At 72.3% G+C, this 18,201-nt stretch carries 13 protein-coding genes and 1 pseudogene; 1 reads left to right on the top strand and 13 read right to left on the bottom strand.

Features of this window, described 5'->3' with window-relative positions; translation table 11 throughout:
- Positions 1-30: 30 nt before the first annotated feature.
- The 9 genes from eno to mfd all read right to left on the bottom strand — a co-directional run bounded on the left by eno (position 31) and on the right by mfd (position 13,816).
- Complete coding sequence (eno, locus tag BMZ30_RS11080; protein ID WP_093378717.1) at positions 31-1,311, bottom strand: phosphopyruvate hydratase; 1,281 nt, start codon at positions 1,309-1,311, stop codon at positions 31-33.
- A gap of 119 nt (positions 1,312-1,430) precedes the next feature.
- Positions 1,431-3,575: a carbohydrate binding domain-containing protein gene (locus BMZ30_RS11075; RefSeq protein ID WP_093378714.1), complete on the bottom strand. Its 2,145-nt coding sequence runs from the start codon at positions 3,573-3,575 to the stop codon at positions 1,431-1,433.
- A 312-nt stretch (positions 3,576-3,887) separates the two neighbouring features.
- On the bottom strand, positions 3,888-5,318 hold the full coding sequence (locus BMZ30_RS11070; protein ID WP_093378712.1) for an NAD(P)(+) transhydrogenase (Re/Si-specific) subunit beta: 1,431 nt from the start codon (positions 5,316-5,318) through the stop codon (positions 3,888-3,890).
- Entirely contained in the window at positions 5,315-5,638 is a 324-nt protein-coding gene (locus BMZ30_RS11065) for a proton-translocating transhydrogenase family protein (RefSeq protein WP_093378709.1), read from the bottom strand. Before BMZ30_RS11065 ends, BMZ30_RS11070 begins: the two co-directional genes overlap by 4 nt.
- Positions 5,635-6,813, bottom strand: coding sequence for an NAD(P) transhydrogenase subunit alpha (locus tag BMZ30_RS11060; RefSeq protein WP_093378707.1), 1,179 nt, complete (start codon positions 6,811-6,813; stop codon positions 5,635-5,637). The genes BMZ30_RS11065 and BMZ30_RS11060 overlap by 4 nt, the downstream gene beginning before the upstream one ends.
- Before the next feature lie 102 nt (positions 6,814-6,915).
- Positions 6,916-7,626 carry a nucleoside triphosphate pyrophosphohydrolase gene (locus BMZ30_RS11055; protein ID WP_093378704.1) on the bottom strand — a complete coding sequence of 237 codons (711 nt, stop codon included), beginning with the start codon at positions 7,624-7,626 and terminating at the stop codon, positions 6,916-6,918.
- A gap of 39 nt (positions 7,627-7,665) precedes the next feature.
- Positions 7,666-9,192, bottom strand: a complete 1,527-nt coding sequence (locus BMZ30_RS11050; RefSeq protein ID WP_219810222.1) for a sugar transferase — start codon at positions 9,190-9,192, stop codon at positions 7,666-7,668.
- Positions 9,193-9,560: 368 nt separating this feature from the next.
- The gene (locus BMZ30_RS11045) at positions 9,561-10,010 is read right to left on the bottom strand and encodes an FAD synthase family protein (RefSeq protein ID WP_093378701.1); all 450 of its coding nucleotides are present in this window, start codon (positions 10,008-10,010) and stop codon (positions 9,561-9,563) included.
- A 152-nt stretch (positions 10,011-10,162) separates the two neighbouring features.
- Entirely contained in the window at positions 10,163-13,816 is a 3,654-nt protein-coding gene (mfd, locus tag BMZ30_RS11040; protein WP_093378699.1) for a transcription-repair coupling factor, read from the bottom strand.
- Between the two features lie 339 nt (positions 13,817-14,155).
- Here mfd and BMZ30_RS11035 point away from each other — a divergent pair, with 339 nt between their 5' ends.
- Complete coding sequence (locus tag BMZ30_RS11035; protein WP_229828865.1) at positions 14,156-14,632, top strand: GtrA family protein; 477 nt, start codon at positions 14,156-14,158, stop codon at positions 14,630-14,632.
- On the opposite strand, the gene BMZ30_RS11030 is transcribed toward BMZ30_RS11035, so the two are convergent.
- The 4 genes and pseudogenes from BMZ30_RS11030 to BMZ30_RS13785 all read right to left on the bottom strand — a co-directional run.
- Complete coding sequence (locus tag BMZ30_RS11030; RefSeq protein ID WP_093378694.1) at positions 14,566-15,846, bottom strand: hypothetical protein; 1,281 nt, start codon at positions 15,844-15,846, stop codon at positions 14,566-14,568. The genes BMZ30_RS11035 and BMZ30_RS11030 overlap by 67 nt on opposite strands.
- Entirely contained in the window at positions 15,846-16,910 is a 1,065-nt protein-coding gene (locus tag BMZ30_RS11025; RefSeq protein WP_177191356.1) for a glycosyltransferase, read from the bottom strand. The genes BMZ30_RS11030 and BMZ30_RS11025 overlap by 1 nt, the downstream gene beginning before the upstream one ends.
- Positions 16,900-17,850 (bottom strand): glycosyltransferase family 2 protein, encoded by a 951-nt coding sequence (locus tag BMZ30_RS11020; RefSeq protein ID WP_093378689.1) that lies wholly within the window; start codon positions 17,848-17,850, stop codon positions 16,900-16,902. The genes BMZ30_RS11025 and BMZ30_RS11020 overlap by 11 nt, the downstream gene beginning before the upstream one ends.
- Positions 17,847-18,201 (bottom strand): annotated as a pseudogene (locus BMZ30_RS13785) (PKD domain-containing protein); the annotation flags it as partial. The pseudogene BMZ30_RS13785 and the gene BMZ30_RS11020, both read right to left, overlap by 4 nt.

Genomic DNA, 18,201 nt, shown 5'->3' with positions numbered 1-18,201 from the left:
ACCGTTCAGCGGCGCGGCTCAGAGCTGAGCTCAGGCCTTCCAGCGCGGGAACGCCGAGGCGCCCGCGTATACCGCGGCGTCCTCGAGGGCCTCCTCGATGCGCAGCAGCTGGTTGTACTTGTTGATGCGCTCGCCACGGGCGGGAGCACCGGTCTTGATCTGGCCACCGTTGACCGCGACCGCGAGGTCGGCGATCGTCGTGTCCTCGGTCTCGCCCGAGCGGTGCGAGACCATCGCGGTGAAGCCGGCGCGCTGCGCCATCTGCACGGCCTCGAGGGTCTCGGTCAGGGTACCGATCTGGTTGAGCTTGACCAGCAGCGAGTTGGCGGCCTTGAGCTCGATGCCCTTGGCCAGGCGGACCGGGTTGGTGACGAACAAGTCGTCACCGACGATCTGCACCTTGTCGCCCACGTTCGCGACGAGCTCGCTCCACGTGCCCCACTCGTCCTCGGACAGCGGGTCCTCGATCGACACGAGCGGGTAGTCCGCGACCAGCTGGCCGTAGTACGCGACCATCTCCTCCGGCGTCTTGGCAGCGCCCTCGAACTGGTAGGCGCCGTCCTTGAAGAACTCGGTGGCGGCGACGTCGAGCGCGAGCGCGACGTCCACGCCCGGCTTGAAGCCGGCCTTCTCGATCGCGACGAGGATGAGGTCGAGCGCGGCGCGGTTGCTCGAGAGGTTCGGCGCGAAGCCACCCTCGTCACCGAGGCCGGTCGACAGGCCCTCGCTCTTGAGCACGGACTTCAGCGAGTGGTAGACCTCGGCGCCGGTGCGCAGCGCCTCGCGGAACGTCGTGGCGCCGATCGGGGCGACCATGAACTCCTGGATGTCGACGTTGGAGTCGGCGTGCGACCCACCGTTGAGGATGTTCATCATCGGGACGGGCAGGACGTGGGCGTTCGGGCCGCCGACGTAGCGGTAGAGCTCGAGGCCGGCCGACTCGGCGGCGGCACGTGCGACGGCGAGCGAGACGCCGAGGATCGCGTTGGCGCCGAGCTTGCCCTTGTTGTCGGTGCCGTCGAGCTCGATGAGCGCGGCGTCGATCGCGCGCTGGTCCTCAGCCTCGAAGCCGAGCAGCTCGGGCGAGATGATGTCGTTGACGGCGTCGACGGCGCCCTGGACGCCCTTGCCGAGGTAGCGGCCCTTGTCGCCGTCACGACGCTCGACGGCCTCGAAGGCTCCGGTGGAGGCGCCGGAGGGGACGCCCGCGCGCGCGAACGTGCCGTCGTCGAGCGCTACCTCGACCTCGACGGTGGGGTTGCCGCGAGAGTCGAGGATCTCGCGTGCGCCTACGGCTTCGATGCTGGCCACAGAAACTCCTTCAGAAGACAGGTGGGTGTACTCCCCCACACTAGTGGAGGGGTCCGCGGGCCGCGCCGGGCAGTTCGTCCTATGACTCCCCCGACGCGGCCCGCCCTCGTCCCGGGCGGTCAGGCGCAGGGGCTGCCCGGTGTCACCTGGCCTCCCCGGACCGCGACATGGGCACCGGTCAGGCGGTAGTCGGCGCTGCCGTTGTTGTCCCACTGGCCGGAGCCGCTCGTGAAGGCCGCCGTCACCGGCTGGCCGGCGGACGCGACCGTGCGGGACACCCAGCCCGCGCACGCCGGGGCGAGCGCCTCACCGGGGAGGGCCGTCCATGCGCCCGAGCCCACGCGGTAGTGCACGCGGTACGTCGACCAGCCGCGGTCGGTCGCGTAGTAGACCGTGGTCGTGTCCGACGGCGCCTGCGCGCACGGGTTCGCCGCGGTGACGCGCCCGTCCTTGACCGCCGCGACCGCACCACTGAGCCGGTAGTCCGCGCTTCCGTTGTTGTCCCAGGTCCCGGAGCCGTTGGTGAACGCCGCCGTGATCACCGCGCCGTCCGTGGGCACCGTCCGCGAGACCCAGCCCGCGCACGCCGGGGCGAGCACCTCGCCCGGCGCGGTCGTCCATGCCCCGCTGCCCACCCGATAGTGCATCCGGTGCGCGGACCAGCCCTGGCTCGTCGAGTAGAAGACCGTGGTCGCCTCGGCGGGGTCCGTGGGGTCGGTCGGGTCGGTCGGCACGTCGCCCGCGCGCGCGCCGACGTGGATCGCCAGCGCACCGTACTGCGGGATCTGCGCCGAGAACCGGCCCGAGTCGTCGACGGTGATCGTCTCCGCGCAGGTGCGGGAGGCGACCACGTCGCAGTACGTCCCGGCGGGCAGCGACGTCTGGAACGTCTGGTTCAGTCCTGACGCCTGGTTGTTGACGACGACGTACCCACGGTCGCCGCGACCGAACGCGATCGCGTTGGCGCCGTTGTCCCACCAGCGCGTCACCGGGGCTGAGCCCACCGTGTTGCGGAAGCCGACCATCCCGGCGATCTCGGTCCAGTCGTGCGTGCAGGTCCACACGGCTCCGTTGGCGCAGGACGCGTCCTGTACTCGCCCGCCGGACATGGGCGCGCCGGCGTCGCGGTCGGTGAACTTGTAGCCCGAGTACACGGTCGGCCAGCCGTAGTCGTAGCCGAGCAGGAAGACGTTGCCCAGGACGTACTTGGCGCCCCACTTGTAGCTCATCGTCCCGTGGGTGTCGCGCTCGGTGTCGTGGTTGTCGACGAACACCCCGGCGCGGTCGGAGCCGAGCAGCCCGTTGCTGATCCCGCGGATCCCGGCGATGTTCCCGTCGAAGTAGCCCGCCAGGTTCCGGGCGTACTGGAACTCGTGCGAGTCGCCGCTGCCGAGGTACTCGGACGGCTGGATCGGCTCACCGGCAGACCCGATGACCTCGTGCACCCAGAAGACCGACGGGTCGCTGAGCCGGGCCTTGATCGCCTCGAGATCGCTCGCGGGGATGTGCTTGGCGGCGTCGATCCGGAAGCCGGCGACCCCCAGCCCGATCAGGTCGTTCATGTAGTCCGCGATCTTGGTGCGCACGTAGTCGGAGCCTGTGCGCAGGTCCTGCAGGCTCACCAGCCGGCAGTTCTGCACCTGCCAGCGGTCGCCGTAGTTCGTGATGTCGGTGCGGCAGTCGTTGAAGTCGTTGCGGCCGTAGAGCCCGGGGAAGGAGTCGACGCCGTAGCTGGAGCCCCCCGATCCGGTGCCCGAGCTGTCCGCGCCGGCCATGTGGTTGATCACCGTGTCCGCGATGATCTTGACGCCCGCGTCGCCGCAGGTGTCGACCATCGCCGCGAACTCGGCGCGCGTGCCGAGCTTGGACTCGAGCCGGTAGCTCACCGGCTGGTAGGACGTCCACCACGCGCCGCCCGGGACGTGCTCCTGCGGCGGCGACACCTGGACGTAGGCGTAGCCGTTCGGGCCGAGCGTCCGGGTGCACTCGGCGGCGACGGCGTTCCAGGTCCACTGGAACAGGTTCGCGGCGGTGTTGCCGCGCCCCGGGACGACCGGCGCGGCCGTCGGCGCGATGCTCGCCGACGCCGCGCCGGCGGTGGGAACGACGGTCGCTGCTGCCGGCGCGGTGACCCCGAGCGCAGCGGGCGCGGCGGCGGTCGCGGCGGCGGTCGCCGTCGGCGCCGCGGCGAGCCCGGCGAGGACGGCGGCGGACGCGAGCAAGGCGGTGGCGCGCGAGCGCCGGGACTGCAGGGATCTCTTCATCGAGCTCCTCCATCGACGTGGGCGCGTCGCGCCCCCACGCCCGGACGTTCGTGCTCGGGCCGTGTGGTCGACGTTCCCCTCGTGCCGCATTGTTGCGGCACCCGCAGGAAGCGGGCATTCGGAACGTAACGCTCCTGCAAGCGTTCTGCAAGGCTTGCAACCACAGGGTGAGATTATCGGTGCGGCCGCCCGGCGCCGAAGCACAACCCCGACTTGGATGGCGGCACAGAGCCGGTCAGGCGGCAACGCCCTCGTTGCAAGGCCGCTGAAACGCGCGGCGGAGGTTGCAGCGAGGGCGGCTCCGCCGCGCCGTCAGCTCGCGTACGTCTTGACGGCCGCGAGGATCTGCCCGAGGCCCTTCTTGGCGTCGGCGAAGAGCATCGACGTCGCGGGCGCACCGTAGAGCTCGTTGTCGAGGCCCGCGTACCCGTGACCCAGGGACCGCTTGATCACGACGATCGACCGGGCGCGGTCGACGTCGAGGATCGGCATCCCGGAGATCGCGTTGCCCGGGCGACGCGCCGCGGGGTTCGTCACGTCGTTCGCGCCGACGACGAGGGCCACGTCGCAGGTGTCGAACTCCGGGTTGACCTCGTCCATCTCCTTGAGCTGGGTGTACGGGACGTCGGCCTCGGCGAGCAGGACGTTCATGTGCCCGGGCATGCGGCCGGCGACGGGGTGCACCGCGTAGTACACGGTGATCCCCCGGTCGGTGAGGATCTGACCCAGCTCGCCGCACTCGCGCTGCGCCTGGGCGGCCGCGAGGCCGTACCCGGGCACGATGATGACCTTCGAGGCGTACGCGAGCTGGATCGCGACGTCGTCGGCGTCCGTGCGGCGCACCTCCGTCGCAGCCCCGACGACGACGTCCCCCGCCGCGGCGTCCCCCGTGCCGAACCCGCCCACCATGATGGCGAGCACCGAGCGGTTCATGGCCTCGGCCATCTGCTGGGTCAGGATGGCACCGCTGGCCCCCACGAGGGCACCCGCGATGATCATGATCTGGTTGTCGACGACGAACCCGGCCATCGCCACCGCGAGCCCCGTGAACGCGTTGAGCAGCGAGATGACCACGGGCATGTCGGCACCGCCGATGGGCAGCACCATGAGGATGCCGAACGCGAGCGACGCGACCGTGACCACGACCAGCAGCCACAGGCTCGGGTCCACCACGATCCACGCGGCGCCGCCCAGGGCGACCACGGCCGAGACCGCGGTCGCGACACGCGAGCCGGCGAAGGTGATCGGCGCACCGGAGACCCAGCCCTGGAGCTTGCCGGCGGCGACGAGCGAGCCGGAGAAGGTCACCGAACCGATGATGACGTCGAGGCCCACGGGGATCGCGAAGCCCGCCGTGACGGCGTCGCCGACGCGGAGGAACTCGACGAACGCCACGACGGCCGCGGCGCCGCCGCCGACCGCGTTGAAGAGCGAGACCAGCTGCGGCATCGCCGTCATCTGGACGCGCCGGGCGCTGACGAAGCCGCCCACGGAGCCGACGACCGTGCCCAGGACGAGCGCGAGCGTCGCCCACAGGACGACGTCGCCCGAGTGCTCGGCGTCCCCGGCGTAGAGCAGGATCGCGGTCGCGGCGATCGCGGCGGCCATGCCCGCGGCCGAGAGGAGGTTGCCCTTGCGCGCCGTCGCGGGCGAGCGCATGAGGTGCAGGCCGAGCACGAAGCCGACGGCCGCGACCAGGTAGACCAGGCGGACGAGCGTGTCGAGCCACGGGAGGGTGCTCATCGGTCGGTCCCTTCAGGAGCGGCGGCAGCGGCGGGCTTCGGCTTCGCGCGGAACATGCCGAGCATCCGGTCGGTGACGACGTAGCCGCCCACGACGTTCATCGCGGCGAACGCGGCGGCGACGAACACGAGCACGTAGCCGAGGAGAGAGTCGGCGATGCCGGCGATCAGGACGGCGCCGACGAGGACCACGCCGTGGATCGAGTTCGCCCCGGACATCATGGGCGTGTGCAGGGTCGCCGGGATCTTGGAGATCACCTCGAAGCCCACGAGGAGCGCGAGCACGAAGAGCGCCAGGTTGCTGAGCAGGTCGGGGCTCATGCGCCCTCACCTTCCACGGTCGGGACGGACGGGACGGTCACCGGTGCCGGCGCCGCGGGGAGGTCGGCACCGACCCACAGGGCACCGACGACCTCGTCGGCGGGGTCCAGGACGACGGCATCGTCGGCGACCACGACGCCCAGCACCGCGGCGATGTTGCGCGCGTAGGCGGTCGAGGCGCCCGTGGCCATCCGGCTCGGGAGGTCGTGCGCGCCGACGATCGTGACCCCGCGATCGGTGACGACGCTCTGGCCGGGTGCGCTGCCGGCGACGTTGCCGCCCAGCGCGCTCGCCGCGAGGTCGACGAGCACCGAGCCGGGCGCCATCTGGTCGAGGGTGTCCTCGGTGACCAGCAGGGGCGGGCGGGCGCCGGGGACCTGCGCGGTGGTGATCACGATGTCGAAGCCCGCGATCTTCGCGCCGAGCTCGGCCTGCTGGGCGGCGGTCTCCTGGGCCGTGAGCGCGCGGGCGTAGCCGCCCTCGCCCGCGCCGGCGGTCACGGAGGTCGTCAGGAACGTGGCGCCCAGGGACGTGACCTCCTCGCGCGCCGCGGGCCGGACGTCGTAGCCCGTGACCTGCGCGCCGAGCCGCCGCGCGGTGCCGATGGCCTGCAGCCCGGCGACGCCGGCGCCGAGGACGAGGACCTTGGCGGGCCGGGCGGTCCCGGCTGCGGTGATCATCATGGGCAGGTAGCGCGCGAAGGTCTCGGCCCCGAGGAGGGCGGCGCGATACCCCGCGACGGAGGCCTGGGAGCTCAGGGCGTCCATCGTCTGCGCCCGGGACAGCGTGCGCGGCAGGAGGTCGAGGCTGAGGGCGCGCACCCCGCGGCGCTCGAGCTCGACGAGGCCCTCGCGGTCGGCGCGCGCGCCCAGCAGCCCGATCAGGGTCTGCCCGGGGGTGAGCGCGTCCACCACATCGGGTCCGGGGCGGTGCACGCTCACGACGACGTCGCTCGTGGCCGCGACCGCGCGCGACGTGACCTGCGCACCGGCGGCGACGTAGACGTCGTCGGCGAACCAGGCGTCAGTGCCGGCGCCAGCCTCGACGCGCACCACGAGGCCGCGCGACACGAGCGTCTCGACGACCTCGGGGACGAGCGCGACGCGGCGCTCACCCGCCGCCTCCCGCAGCACGCCGACGGCGACCGGTGTCGGCTGGGTGGTCTCGTCTGGCATCGTTCGTCTCCTCGGTTCGGACTGGGTCAATCTTGGCCGAGGTGCCGCCGCTGGCCAGGGGACCTACGGCCCATCGGTGTCCACCACGGCGCATGCGGTGTCTCAGGGGGCGGGACGCTCCGGCGAAGACTCCGCCGCCCGGACGGCGGCGCTGACCTCGCGCACCGCGGCGCGCAGGACACCCTCCGCGTCGATGCCCGCGCGGCGGGCACGCTCGACCAGGGTCAGCAGCTCCTGTCCGAGGCGGGCGGGGTCCTCCTGCGCAGCGGTAGGGTCCGCCGTCGCCGGGGCTGCGGCGGGGTCCGGGGGAAGCAGGTCCGTGAGCCCGGCCCGGTCGGCGCGTCCCAAGACCTTCTGCGCGTACGCGAGCGCACCGAGCGTCGGCGGGATCCCGTCGAGGACGCTCGCGCGCTGCTTCTCCTCCTGTTTGATCGCAGCCCACTGGGCGTGCAGGTCCGTCACCTCCGCGCCTGCGAAGACGTGCGGGTGCCGACGGCGGAGCTTGGCGACGAGGTCCGCCGCGACGTCGTCGATGGTGAACGGGTCCCCGGGGTCCTCCGAAGCGATCCGCGCGTGGAACACGACCTGGAGCAGGACGTCGCCGAGTTCCTCCCGCATGCCGGCACGGTCGCCCGTCTCGATGGCCTCGGCGAGCTCGTGCGCCTCCTCGAGCAGGTAGCGGACGAGCGACTCGTGGGTCTGCTCGGCATCCCACGGACAGCCGCCCGGCGACCGGAGCCGGTCCATCACGTCGACGACAGCCGCGAGCGCCGTGCCGTCCTGGTCGGTCGAGGTGCTGGGGTCCGGGTCCATGCCTCCATCCTGGCCCACCCGCGCCCGCGCTGGCGGCTCCTAGTACGCGCCCTCCGCGGCGAACATCGCCCGCACGGTGCGCGCCATGATCAGCAGGTCCCCCAGGACCGTCCAGTTCTCCACGTAGTACACGTCCTTGCGCAGGCCCTCGTCCCAGGAGAGGTCGGAGCGCCCACTGACCTGCCAGAGCCCGGTGAGGCCGGGCTTGACGAGCATGCGACGCGAGGCGCGACCGTCGTACGACGCGACCTCGCTGGGGAGCGGCGGGCGCGGGCCGACGAGGCTCATGTCGCCGCGCAAGACGTTGAAGAGCTGCGGCAGCTCGTCGAGGGAGTAGCGGCGCAGCAGCCGGCCGAGCGGGGTGACGCGCGGGTCGTCGCGCAGCTTGAACAGGGGGCCCGCGCCCTCGTTGAGGTCGGCGAGCTCGTCGACCTCAGCCTCCGCGCCCACACGCATCGAGCGGAACTTGATCATGCGGAATGGCCGGCCGTTGCGACCCACCCGCTCCTGGGTGAAGAACACCGGTCCGCGGCTCGTGACCGCGACCGCGACCGCGAGGACGGCGAGCGGCAACGCGAGGACCAGGACTGCGATCAGCGCGAGGCTCCAGTCCAGCAGCGACTTCACGGCGTACCTCACCCCGGTGAACACCGGGGCGTCCACGTGCACGAGCGAGAGCCCTTCTGCGGGGCTCATCACCACGCGGGGGCCGGCGACGTCCACGAGCCCGGGCGCGACGATGAGGTCGGTCCCGGACGCCTCGAGCTGGTACCCGAGCGCCCGCAGCACCGAGGAGGTCATCTGGTCCGACCCGGCGACGGCGACCGCCTGCGCGCCCGTCAGGTGCACACCGCGCGGGACGTCGACGAGGTCGCCGAGGACCGGCACCCCGGCGACGCTCGCACGCGCCGCGGGGTCACCGCCGGGGATGCACGCCCCGACGACGACGTACCCCGCGAGGGGGTTGCGCGCGAGCTCGGCGACGAGCTCGGCGACGGCTGCGCGCGAGCCGGTGAGGACGATCCGGGACAGCGCCCGGCCACGTCGCCGCAGGGCCTGCAGGTAGCGGCGCGCGGCGTAGCGGCCCACCAGCAGCAGGGCGACACCGGCGGGGAAAGCGACGGCGACGAACCCACGCGCGAGGTCGAACTGCACCACGAAGGCGAGAATCGCCACCGCGCCGAAGAGCCGCGCCGACGCCGTCCACACCCGCCCGTACTCGGTCATGCCCACACCGACGATGCGCCGGTCGCGGGACTTCTCGATCGCGAGCGCCGCCAGCCACAGCAGGGCGAAGCCCGCGGAGATCGCGACGTAGGACGCCGGAGCACCTCCGGCGATCTCGCCGCCGGCGAAGAACCGCACGAAGTACGCCACCGCGAGCGCGACGATGATCGCGCCGCTGTCCGCGGCGAGCAGGAGTCTCGCGTACCGCCGGGGCCACGCAGGGTCCGCCGGGGCCACGGTGCCGGCGAGGGCACGCTGGTGATCGGCGAGACTCCGCAGCTCGTCGGCGTCGGCGGGAAGCCCGACGGTCGGCGACACGGGAGTCGGTGCGAGGCGCACGGGGCGGTGCGCCGGCGGAGCCGACGGCCCCCAGTGCACCGACCGCGACGGCGGGACGTAGTCGAAGCCGCGCGGGTCCGTCGACGGCCGTCGGGCCGGGACGGACGGGGCGGTCTGCGCGCTCGGCGCCGTCGGGAGCGTGAGCGCGGTGCGCGCGGTCGGTAGCGTGCCGGCGTGACGAGCCGAACGGCTCCGCCTGCTGTCTCTAGTCACTCGTCACCCCCCGGTGCTCCGAGCGCGGCGCCTGGTGCGCCTGCCACTCACGTCTTCAGATTCGGTCGGGAATGTCTCCCTGATGGTCGGACCGCGGGACGCCTGTGGTGCGTCCCGGCCACGGACGGGCCGGTGTGGACCCCCGGTCCACCGCTCTAGATGTTCTGCAGGGCCTCGTCGTGCCCGGCGTTCGGCTCGAGCATCGTGAGCGCCCTGCGGAGCCGCGTGCTCGAGGTGTGCACCGTGTACGGGAAGTACACGACGGAGACGCCGACCTCTGCGAAGCGTCGCTCAAGGTCAAGCCCTTTGACCGTCCCCCGCCAGTCGTCTCCCTTGAAGAAGACGTCGAACGGGCGACGGCGCCAGGTCTCGAGTTTGTCCGGCTGGGTCTCGATGAAGACCTCGTCGACGAACTCGATCGCCCGGAGGATCTCTGCGCGCTCGAGCGTCGGCACGATCGGTCGAGCACCCTTGGCCTGCTCGAGCATGTCATCGTCCACCACGCCGGCGACGAGGTAGTCGCACCGATCCCTGGCGTGCCGCAGCACGTTGAGGTGCCCGACGTGGAACAGGTCCCACGCCCCTGGGGCATAGCCGATGACCAAGCCCTGACACCTCCCCCGGTCGGTCCTCTGGTCGACCTGTCGGTCGCAGGTCCAACGGTAGGGAGTCGGCCTAGGCCCGATGGGGTGGTTCTGGGGTGATTGTCAGGGTGATCACGCTCGGTGCGGGGGCGCGCTTGCGTCCCCGCACCGCGTCAGCCCGCGGTGGCGGTCCGCGCCGCGGCGCTCACGTCCCCCGCGATCACGGCGTCGATGAGCTGGGTGGCCCAGGCGAGCACCTCACCGCCGCGCAGCGGCCGCCCACCGATCCGGGCGGTCGTCGGGAACGGCACGAGGAACGCGCGGATCGCTGGCTTGAGCACCGTGCCCGGGTAGAGCCGCTTGAGGCGCAGCTGCGCGGACTCGGGCAGGTCCACGGGCGCGAACCGCACGAACTTGCCCTGGGCGGTGACGTCCGTGAGCCCGACCTGACGTGCCCGGTTGCGGAAGCCCGCGACGTCGAACAGCGCCTCGACGACCTCGGGCAGCGGACCGTAGCGGTCGACGAGCTCCGCGCGCACCTCGGCGAGGGCCGCATGGTCGCTCGCCGACGCGATCTTCGTGTACGCCTCCAGGCGCAGCCGTTCGTGGGCGATGTAGTCGTGCGGCAGGTGGGCGTCCACGGGCAGCTCGATCGTGATGTCTGCGGGCTCCTCCTCGCCGTCCCCACGGAACTCCGCGACGGCCTCAGCGACCATCCGCACGTAGAGGTCGAAGCCGACGCCCGCGATGTGCCCGGACTGCTCGCCTCCCAGGAGGTTGCCCGCCCCGCGGATCTCGAGGTCCTTCATCGCGATCTGCATGCCGGCACCCAGGTCGGTGTGCGCGGCCATCGTGGCGAGCCGGTCGTGCGCGGTGTCCGTCAGCGGCCGCTCGGGGGGGTACAGGAAGTACGCGTAGGCGCGGTCGCGGCCGCGGCCCACGCGCCCGCGCAGCTGGTGCAGCTGGGAGAGCCCGAGCAGGTCCGCACGCTCGAGGATCAGCGTGTTCGCGTTCGAGATGTCGAGGCCGGTCTCGATGATGGTCGTGGAGACGAGGACGTCGAACCTCTTCTCCCAGAAGTCGAGCATCACCTGCTCAAGCTGGTTCTCGTTCATCTTCCCGTGCGCGGTGGCGATCCGAGCCTCCGGCACGAGCTCGGCCAGGCGCGCGGCGGTCTTCGAGATCGTGTCGACCTTGTTGTGGACGTAGAACACCTGCCCCTCGCGCAGCAGCTCGCGGCGGATCGCGGCGGTGATCTGCTTGTCGTCGTAGGCGCCGACGTACGTCAGCACGGGGTGGCGCTCCTCCGGCGGCGTCGCGAGCGTCGACATCTCGCGGATCCCGGTGACGGCCATCTCGAGCGTGCGCGGGATGGGGGTCGCGCTCATCGCGAGCACGTCGACGTTCGTGCGCAGCTGCTTGAGGGTCTCCTTGTGCTCGACGCCGAACCGCTGCTCCTCGTCGACGATCACGAGCCCGAGGTCCTTGAACCGGACGGACCCCGACAGCAGCCGGTGCGTGCCGATGACGACGTCGACGCTGCCGTCCTTCACGCCGTCCAGCACCGCCTTGGCCTCCGCGTCCGTCTGGAAGCGCGACAGGGCGCGCACCGTCACGGGGAAGGCCGCGTAGCGCTCAGAGAAGGTGTCGAAGTGCTGCTGCACGAGCAGCGTCGTCGGGACCAGCACCGCCACCTGCTTGCCGTCCTGGACGGCCTTGAACGCTGCCCGGACCGCGATCTCCGTCTTGCCGTAGCCGACGTCGCCGCACACGAGCCGGTCCATCGGGACCGACTTCTCCATGTCCGCCTTGACCTCCTCGATCGTGGCGAGCTGGTCCGGGGTCTCGACGTAGGCGAACGCGTCCTCGAGCTCGCGCTGCCACGGCGTGTCCTGCGCGAACGCGTGCCCCTGGGTCGCCATGCGCGCCGAGTACAGGCGCAGGAGCTCGCCGGCGATCTCCTTGACGTGCTTGCGCGCCCGGGCCTTCGTCTTGCCCCAGTCGGCGCCGCCCATCTTGTTCAGCGACGGCTGCTCGCCGCCGGTGTACTTGGTGACCTGGTCCAGCTGGTCGGTCGGCACGAAGAGCCGGTCGCCCGGCTGGCCTCGCTTGGACGACGCGTACTCGATGACGAGGTACTCGCGCGTGGCGGCGTTCGCCCCGGCGCCGAGCGTGCGCTGCACGAGCTCGACGAAGCGCCCGACGCCGTGCTGCTCGTGCACCACGTAGTCGCCCGCCCGCAGCGCCAGGGGGTCGACGACGTTGCGCCGCTTCGAGGGCATGCGGCGCATGTCCTTGGTCGTGACCCCGGCGCGGCCGGTGAGGTCGGACTCGGAGAACACCGCAAGCCTGAGGTCCGGGGCGACGAAGCCCGCACCGACGGTCGCCGTCACCACGTGCACGACGCCGCCCTCGGGCGAAGCCGACAGGTCGCCGACGAGCCGCGCGGCGGTGTCGGCCGCGGCGAGCTGCTCGACGATGCGCTTCGCGGGCCCGTGGCCCTCGGTCGCGAGCACGAGGTGCCACCCGGCCTGCTGCAGGGCGCGCACGTCCGTCAGCGCGCGCTCCACGTCCCCGCGGTAGCTCTCGACCTCGCGCGCGCCGATCGTCAGGACGTCGGACTCGCCCGGTGCGACGTCGTCGTCCCCCTGCTCCGCGTCCGGTGCGAGGCCGAACGAGCTCAGGGTCCACCAGCCGAGCCCGCGGCGCGCCGCGACGTCGCGGACCTGCCCGATCGTGTGGAACGACGCGGCGCTGAGGTCCAGGGGCACGGAGGCGCCGGCCGCCGCCGAGGTCCACGCGGCGGCGAGGAACTCCTCGGTGGTCGCCACGAGGTCGTGCGCGCGCCGGCGCACACGCTCCGGGTCGTTGACGACGACGAGGGCGTCGTCGGGCACCAGGTCGAGCACGGGGACCATCGCGTCCACGAGCGCGGGGCTGAGCGACTCCATGCCCTCGACGGCGATGCCCTCGGCCATCTTGGAGAGCATCTCGACGGCGCCGGGCAGCTGGTCCGTGAGGGCAGCCGCCCGCGCGCGGACCTGGTCCGTGAGCAGCAGCTCGCGGCAGGGCGGGGCCCACAGCCCGTGCTCGGCGATCTCGAGGCTGCGCTGGTCGGCGACCGCGAACCAGCGGATCTCCTCGACCTCGTCGCCCCAGAACTCGATGCGCAGGGGGTGGTCCTCGATCGGCGGGAAGACGTCGAGGATCCCGCCGCGGACGGCGAACTCGCCCCGACGCTCGACCATGTCCACCCGGGTGTAGGCCGCCGCTGCGAGCCGGTCCGCGACGTCGGACAGGCTTGCCTGCTGCCGCGCCTGCAGCCGCACCGGCTCGAGGTCGCCGAGGCCAGCGACCACGGGTTGCATGAGCGCACGGACCGGAACGACGAGGACCCGCACGGGACCTCCCTGACCGCTCTCGGCGTCGGGGTGGGCGAGACGCCGGAGCACGGCGAGCCTGCGGGCGACCGTGTCCGAGCGCGGGGACAGGCGCTCGTGCGGGAGGGTCTCCCACGCGGGAAGCACCGCGACGTCGTCGTGCGGGAGATAGCAGCCGAGCGCGTCAGCGAGGTCGTCCGCCTCCCGGCCCGTCGCGGTCACGACGACGAGCGGGCGTGCCGCAACCGGCCGCTCGCCGGTGCTGCCGTCGCGGGCGCCGCCTTCGGGCTGGCCACCGGCGCTGGCGCCAGCCATCGCCGCGAGCAACGGAGGCCGCGCTCCCGGTGCGCTCACGACGTCGAGGAACCCACGCGCAGGCACCCGGCGGACGGCTTCCCCCGCGCCAGGATCGGCGAGAAGGAGGGGAAGGACTCCGGTGAGTGGCAAGGCGGACAGACCTCCGGCGTGGGTGGAGCGGCTCTCGGCGGGACGTCGAGGCACGCGGGAAGGCCCAGAACCGCGCAGGCCCCAGGCTGACCACCAGATTACGCGCTTGGTCCGACACCGCCCACAGAGCCACCCCTACTCTCACCCCGAGCGCCCTGTCGCGCCGCCCGAGAGCCCACCTATGCTCGGCGGATGGTCGAGCCGACTCCTGCGACTGCGCTCGTGGACGCCCCTGCCCCGGTCGTCACGCCTGCCCACCCCCGTCGCTCCGCACGGGGCACGCGGTTAGCGAGTCCGGGCGCTCGCACCGAGTCACGAGCCGCGGGCGTACGACGACGCGTGACCGCGGCGCTGCCACCGGCTCTCGCGCGCCGCCTGCCCGAGCTGCTCCGCTTCGGCTCTGTCGGCGGGGTCGCGTTCGTCGTGGACACGGGCCTGTTCAACCTGCTCCGGTTCGGTCCCGGGGATCTCCTCGAGGCGAAGCCGCTGACCGCCAAGGTCATCTCCGTGCTCGTCGCCACGCTGGTCGCGTGGCTCGGCAACCGGTACTGGACCTTCGCGGACCAGCGCACCGCGAGCCGCGGCCGCGAGCTGGTGGCGTTCCTCGTGGTCAACGCCCTAGGCATGGCGATCGCGCTCGCCTGCCTCGGCTTCTCCCACTACGTGCTGGGACTCACGTCGCCGCTCGCAGACAACATCGCCGCGAACGGCGTCGGGCTGGTGCTGGGGATGGCCTTCCGCTACCTGTGCTACCGGACCGTGGTCTTCACCGGAGCGCCTCGCGACGGTGCCCCGGTCCTGGAGCGTGAGCGGTGAACGACGGGTGCGTGCAACGCGAGCCCTGCCGTGAGAGCAAGGATCGGTAGCGAGCTGTACAGGGGCCCGAAGAGCATGTCCCACAGGCAGCGGACAGTGAGGAAGACCAGCAGGGCGCTCGCCGTCCGGGACGCGAGGTGCTGCACCAGGGCGCGCACGAGGACCACCGTCAGAACCGCGCAGAGCGCGAACCCCGGGATCCCGAAGAGCGCCCACGCGTCGCCGATCATGGAGTGCAGCTCGACCAGCCCGCCGAACATGTAGCGCTCCACGTACCCGTTGTCCGGGTCGTAGTTGAGCTGCGCCATCCCTGCCTTGGCGGCCATGATGTCGTCGGTCCGGGGAACCGTGCCGAAGCCGAACCCCAGGGGACGCCACTGCATCAGGGCGAGGGTCGCACCGATCTCTGGTCGCGCACCGAGGATCAGCGACCCCGACCGGCCGACCTGCGCGGCGGTGCGCTGCTCGGCGTCCTCGCCCAGGAATCCCTCGAGCGCCAGCGCTTCCCCGAGGCTGTACACGGCAGCGCCGAGCAGCGTCAGCAGCACCAGATACCGCCCCAGAGCACCGGTGCGCCGAGGTGGAGGCGTCCAGCTCTGCCAGATGACGATCCCTGCCGTCAGGACGAACATCGCGAACATGGACCGACTGTCGCTCTGCGCGGAGATCGCACCCAGCAGCAGGACCAGGACGACCTCCGTCGCGCGGCTGCGCCGCTGCCACGCCAGACCGAGGAGGACGACCGCCACGGCGACACCGAGGGCGACCTTCCAGGGGTTGGGCGCGCCGACGTCGTCGGCGGCCGCCAGGAGCATGCCGACGCCGAAGAGCGCCGCGACGATCGGCGTCGACCACAGGCGCCGCGCCCACAGCACCGCGCCGACGGCGACGCCCAGCCCGAGGATCGAGAACGACCACGCGACGACCTGGTGATCGAGGACCGCGTGGTCACCAGAGGCGTACCAGGTCAGCCACAGGCCCGAGAGCCAGGAGGCGACGACGAGTCCCAGAACCAGGCGCGCCGCACGCGACGGGCGCGCTCCCGCCCACCACACCGGCAGCAGCGCCAACCCGGCGAGCGTACCGACGGACGAGCCGAGCGGACCGCGCACGTCGGCCGCGACCAGGACCACGAGCCCGGCAGCGACAAGCCGGGTGATCTCGTGGCGCCGGAGGTCCTCGACGCTCGCAGGAGCGGCGTGGCGGACCTCCACTAGCGGATCACCGTCCGCGTCCCGGCGCCGTCAGCCTGGCGCCGGGACGCGGCCGCCCGGTACACCTCGCCGTGCGCCAGACCGATCTCCGACCAGCGGCGGCGGCTCAGGTCCGGGTCCGGCTCGGTGCGGGCCTCCCGCGCCGCTGCCAGCGCGGCCAGGAGTGCACCCGGCTCGAGCGCGCCCTCGTAGCGCTGGACCCAGGCCTGGCCCACCTCTGCGGCGATCGCCCGCGTGACGTCGTTGCTGGGCACCAGGACCGGACGCGCCATCGACAGGGCGAGGATCAACGCGCTGGAGTTGTGCATCGCCCGGTACGGCAGCACCACGAGCTCGGCGTCCGCGACCTCGTCCGCCAGGTCGGCGTCGCTGACGTGCTCCAGGCGCGCGACCACGCGATCGTCCTTGCTGGCTTCGCGCTCGATGACCTCGCGGAAGCCGGGGTCGTCGCAGCGCCCGACGAGGTGCAGGCTCGCGGCAGGGTCCGCGATGGTCCGGAACGCCGCGATCAGCTCCTCGATGCCCTTGTACCGGCGCATCAGCCCGAAGTGCACGAGCCGTCCCGGGACCGGCGCGGACGCAGGACGCGCGGAGTAGGTCTCCGGCGGGCAGCCGAGAGGGATCATGCGGCTGAGCGCCCCGGGCGGCAGTGGCGTGAAGTCGTTCAGCGTGACCCACCAGGTGGTCGCACGGTCCGTGGCATCGATGAGGCGCTGCTCGACGCGATCGGCGCCCTCGTAGGGCTCGACGTTGTGCGCCGTGCGCACGAGCGCCGTCCGCGTCAGGCGCAGACGCGCCAGGAGGAGGGCGTAGAGCGACCGAGCGGCGATCGTCTTCCACCGGGTCGAGCGACGGAAGATCACCTCCGGCCAGTGCACGTGCAGGACGTCGTAGCGCCCGAGCAGCGCGCGGCGCCAGGAGAACAGCTCGATCCGCACGTCGCCGGGCAGGCTGGCAAGGAGCTGGACGAGGTAGGGATTGGTGGTCTCCCGGATGCGGGACAGCGACTGCAGCACCGTGACGCCAGCGACGTCCGGCCGGTGGTCGGTCGTCTCATGCGGCACGTCGATACTCCCCATACACGTAGCCCAGCGCTCCGGACAGCATGCCAGCGCCGCGCAGCAGGGTGCGTGTGCCACGCGCGTGCGCCTCCTCGCGGCGCACGAGAAGCCCGGTCGCCGCACGCACGGCTCCGGCAACGACCCGGGCGGCACCGCGGCCCGCCATGGCTGTGCGCTGCCCGAGCCGTGCCGCCGGCCCGGGTGCGACGTGGACAGCTGCACGGCTGGCCGAGTTGCCCATCCGGAACGCACGGCGCGACACCCAGCTGCGGGAGTTGCGGTCCGCCGGCACCACGTCGTGGACCACGGCCTCGTCGCACCAGACGAGTCGTCCCCCGCGCGCGGCGAGCTCGAGGGTGAACACGGTGTCCGACCCGCCGGTGAGACCGAACTCCTGGTCAAACGTCACGCCCCAGCGCCGCACGGCGCGCAGGTCCAGCAGGAGGTTGTTCGTCGCTGCCACGGGGACCACGGTTCCGGTCGGGTGTCGCAGACGCTCGAAGAACCGGCCGGCGGTGACCCAGGGGTCGACCGGTCCGTCGAAGATCGAGATCACGGGGCCGACGACGCCCACGCACTCGTGCTCCGCGAACGCCCCGAGGAGCAGCGAGAGCCAGTCGGCGCTCGGGCGCTCGTCGTCGTCGATGAAGACGAGCAGGTCGGTCCCGGCCTCGACGAGCGCACGGTTGCGTGCGGCTGCGATGCCGGGCGTGGGCTCGTGCACGTAGCGGACGAGCCCCGGACGTTCGCGCGCGGCGGCTTCCGCGACCGTCGCGCGGGCGGAGTCCACGGCGTCGTTGTCGACCACCAGCAGCCCGGCGCCGGGCACGCGCGCGACCTGCGCGACGAGCGCAGGGAGCGCGTCGCGCAGGTCGTGCGCCCGACGGTACGTCAGGGTCGCGACCGTGACGGTCGGGGTATCTCCTCGTGCGGTCGCCGTCACCCGATCGACCCGGCCTGCAGGTCGTCGTAGGAGAAGACCACCGACGGGCTACCCGAAGGACCACCGGTGTAGCTCTGGATACCCAGACCACCCGCCGCCTGCAACGCCGCCGTGGAGTCACTACCCACCGCACGCCACGCCTCGGGCTCAGCAGACCCCTCCGGCCACACCTTCGCCCGCACCACCGTCGGAGAAGTGCCCTCCACCTGCAGACGCAACCGCAGCTCGTCACCAGCCCCGAACGTCACGCCCTGGACCACACCACCCGCCATCGGCGTGCCACTACCGCGAGTCACGTGCAGCTGCACCGAACCATCGGTCCCCAACCGCACCCGCGCCCCGTAGTACTCC

The organism is Flavimobilis marinus, assembly GCF_900113055.1.
Classification (GTDB): Bacteria; Actinomycetota; Actinomycetes; order Actinomycetales; family Cellulomonadaceae; genus Flavimobilis; species Flavimobilis marinus.
The sequence above is the reverse complement of the archived record's forward strand: the minus strand, read 5'-3'. Positions and strand labels throughout refer to the sequence as shown.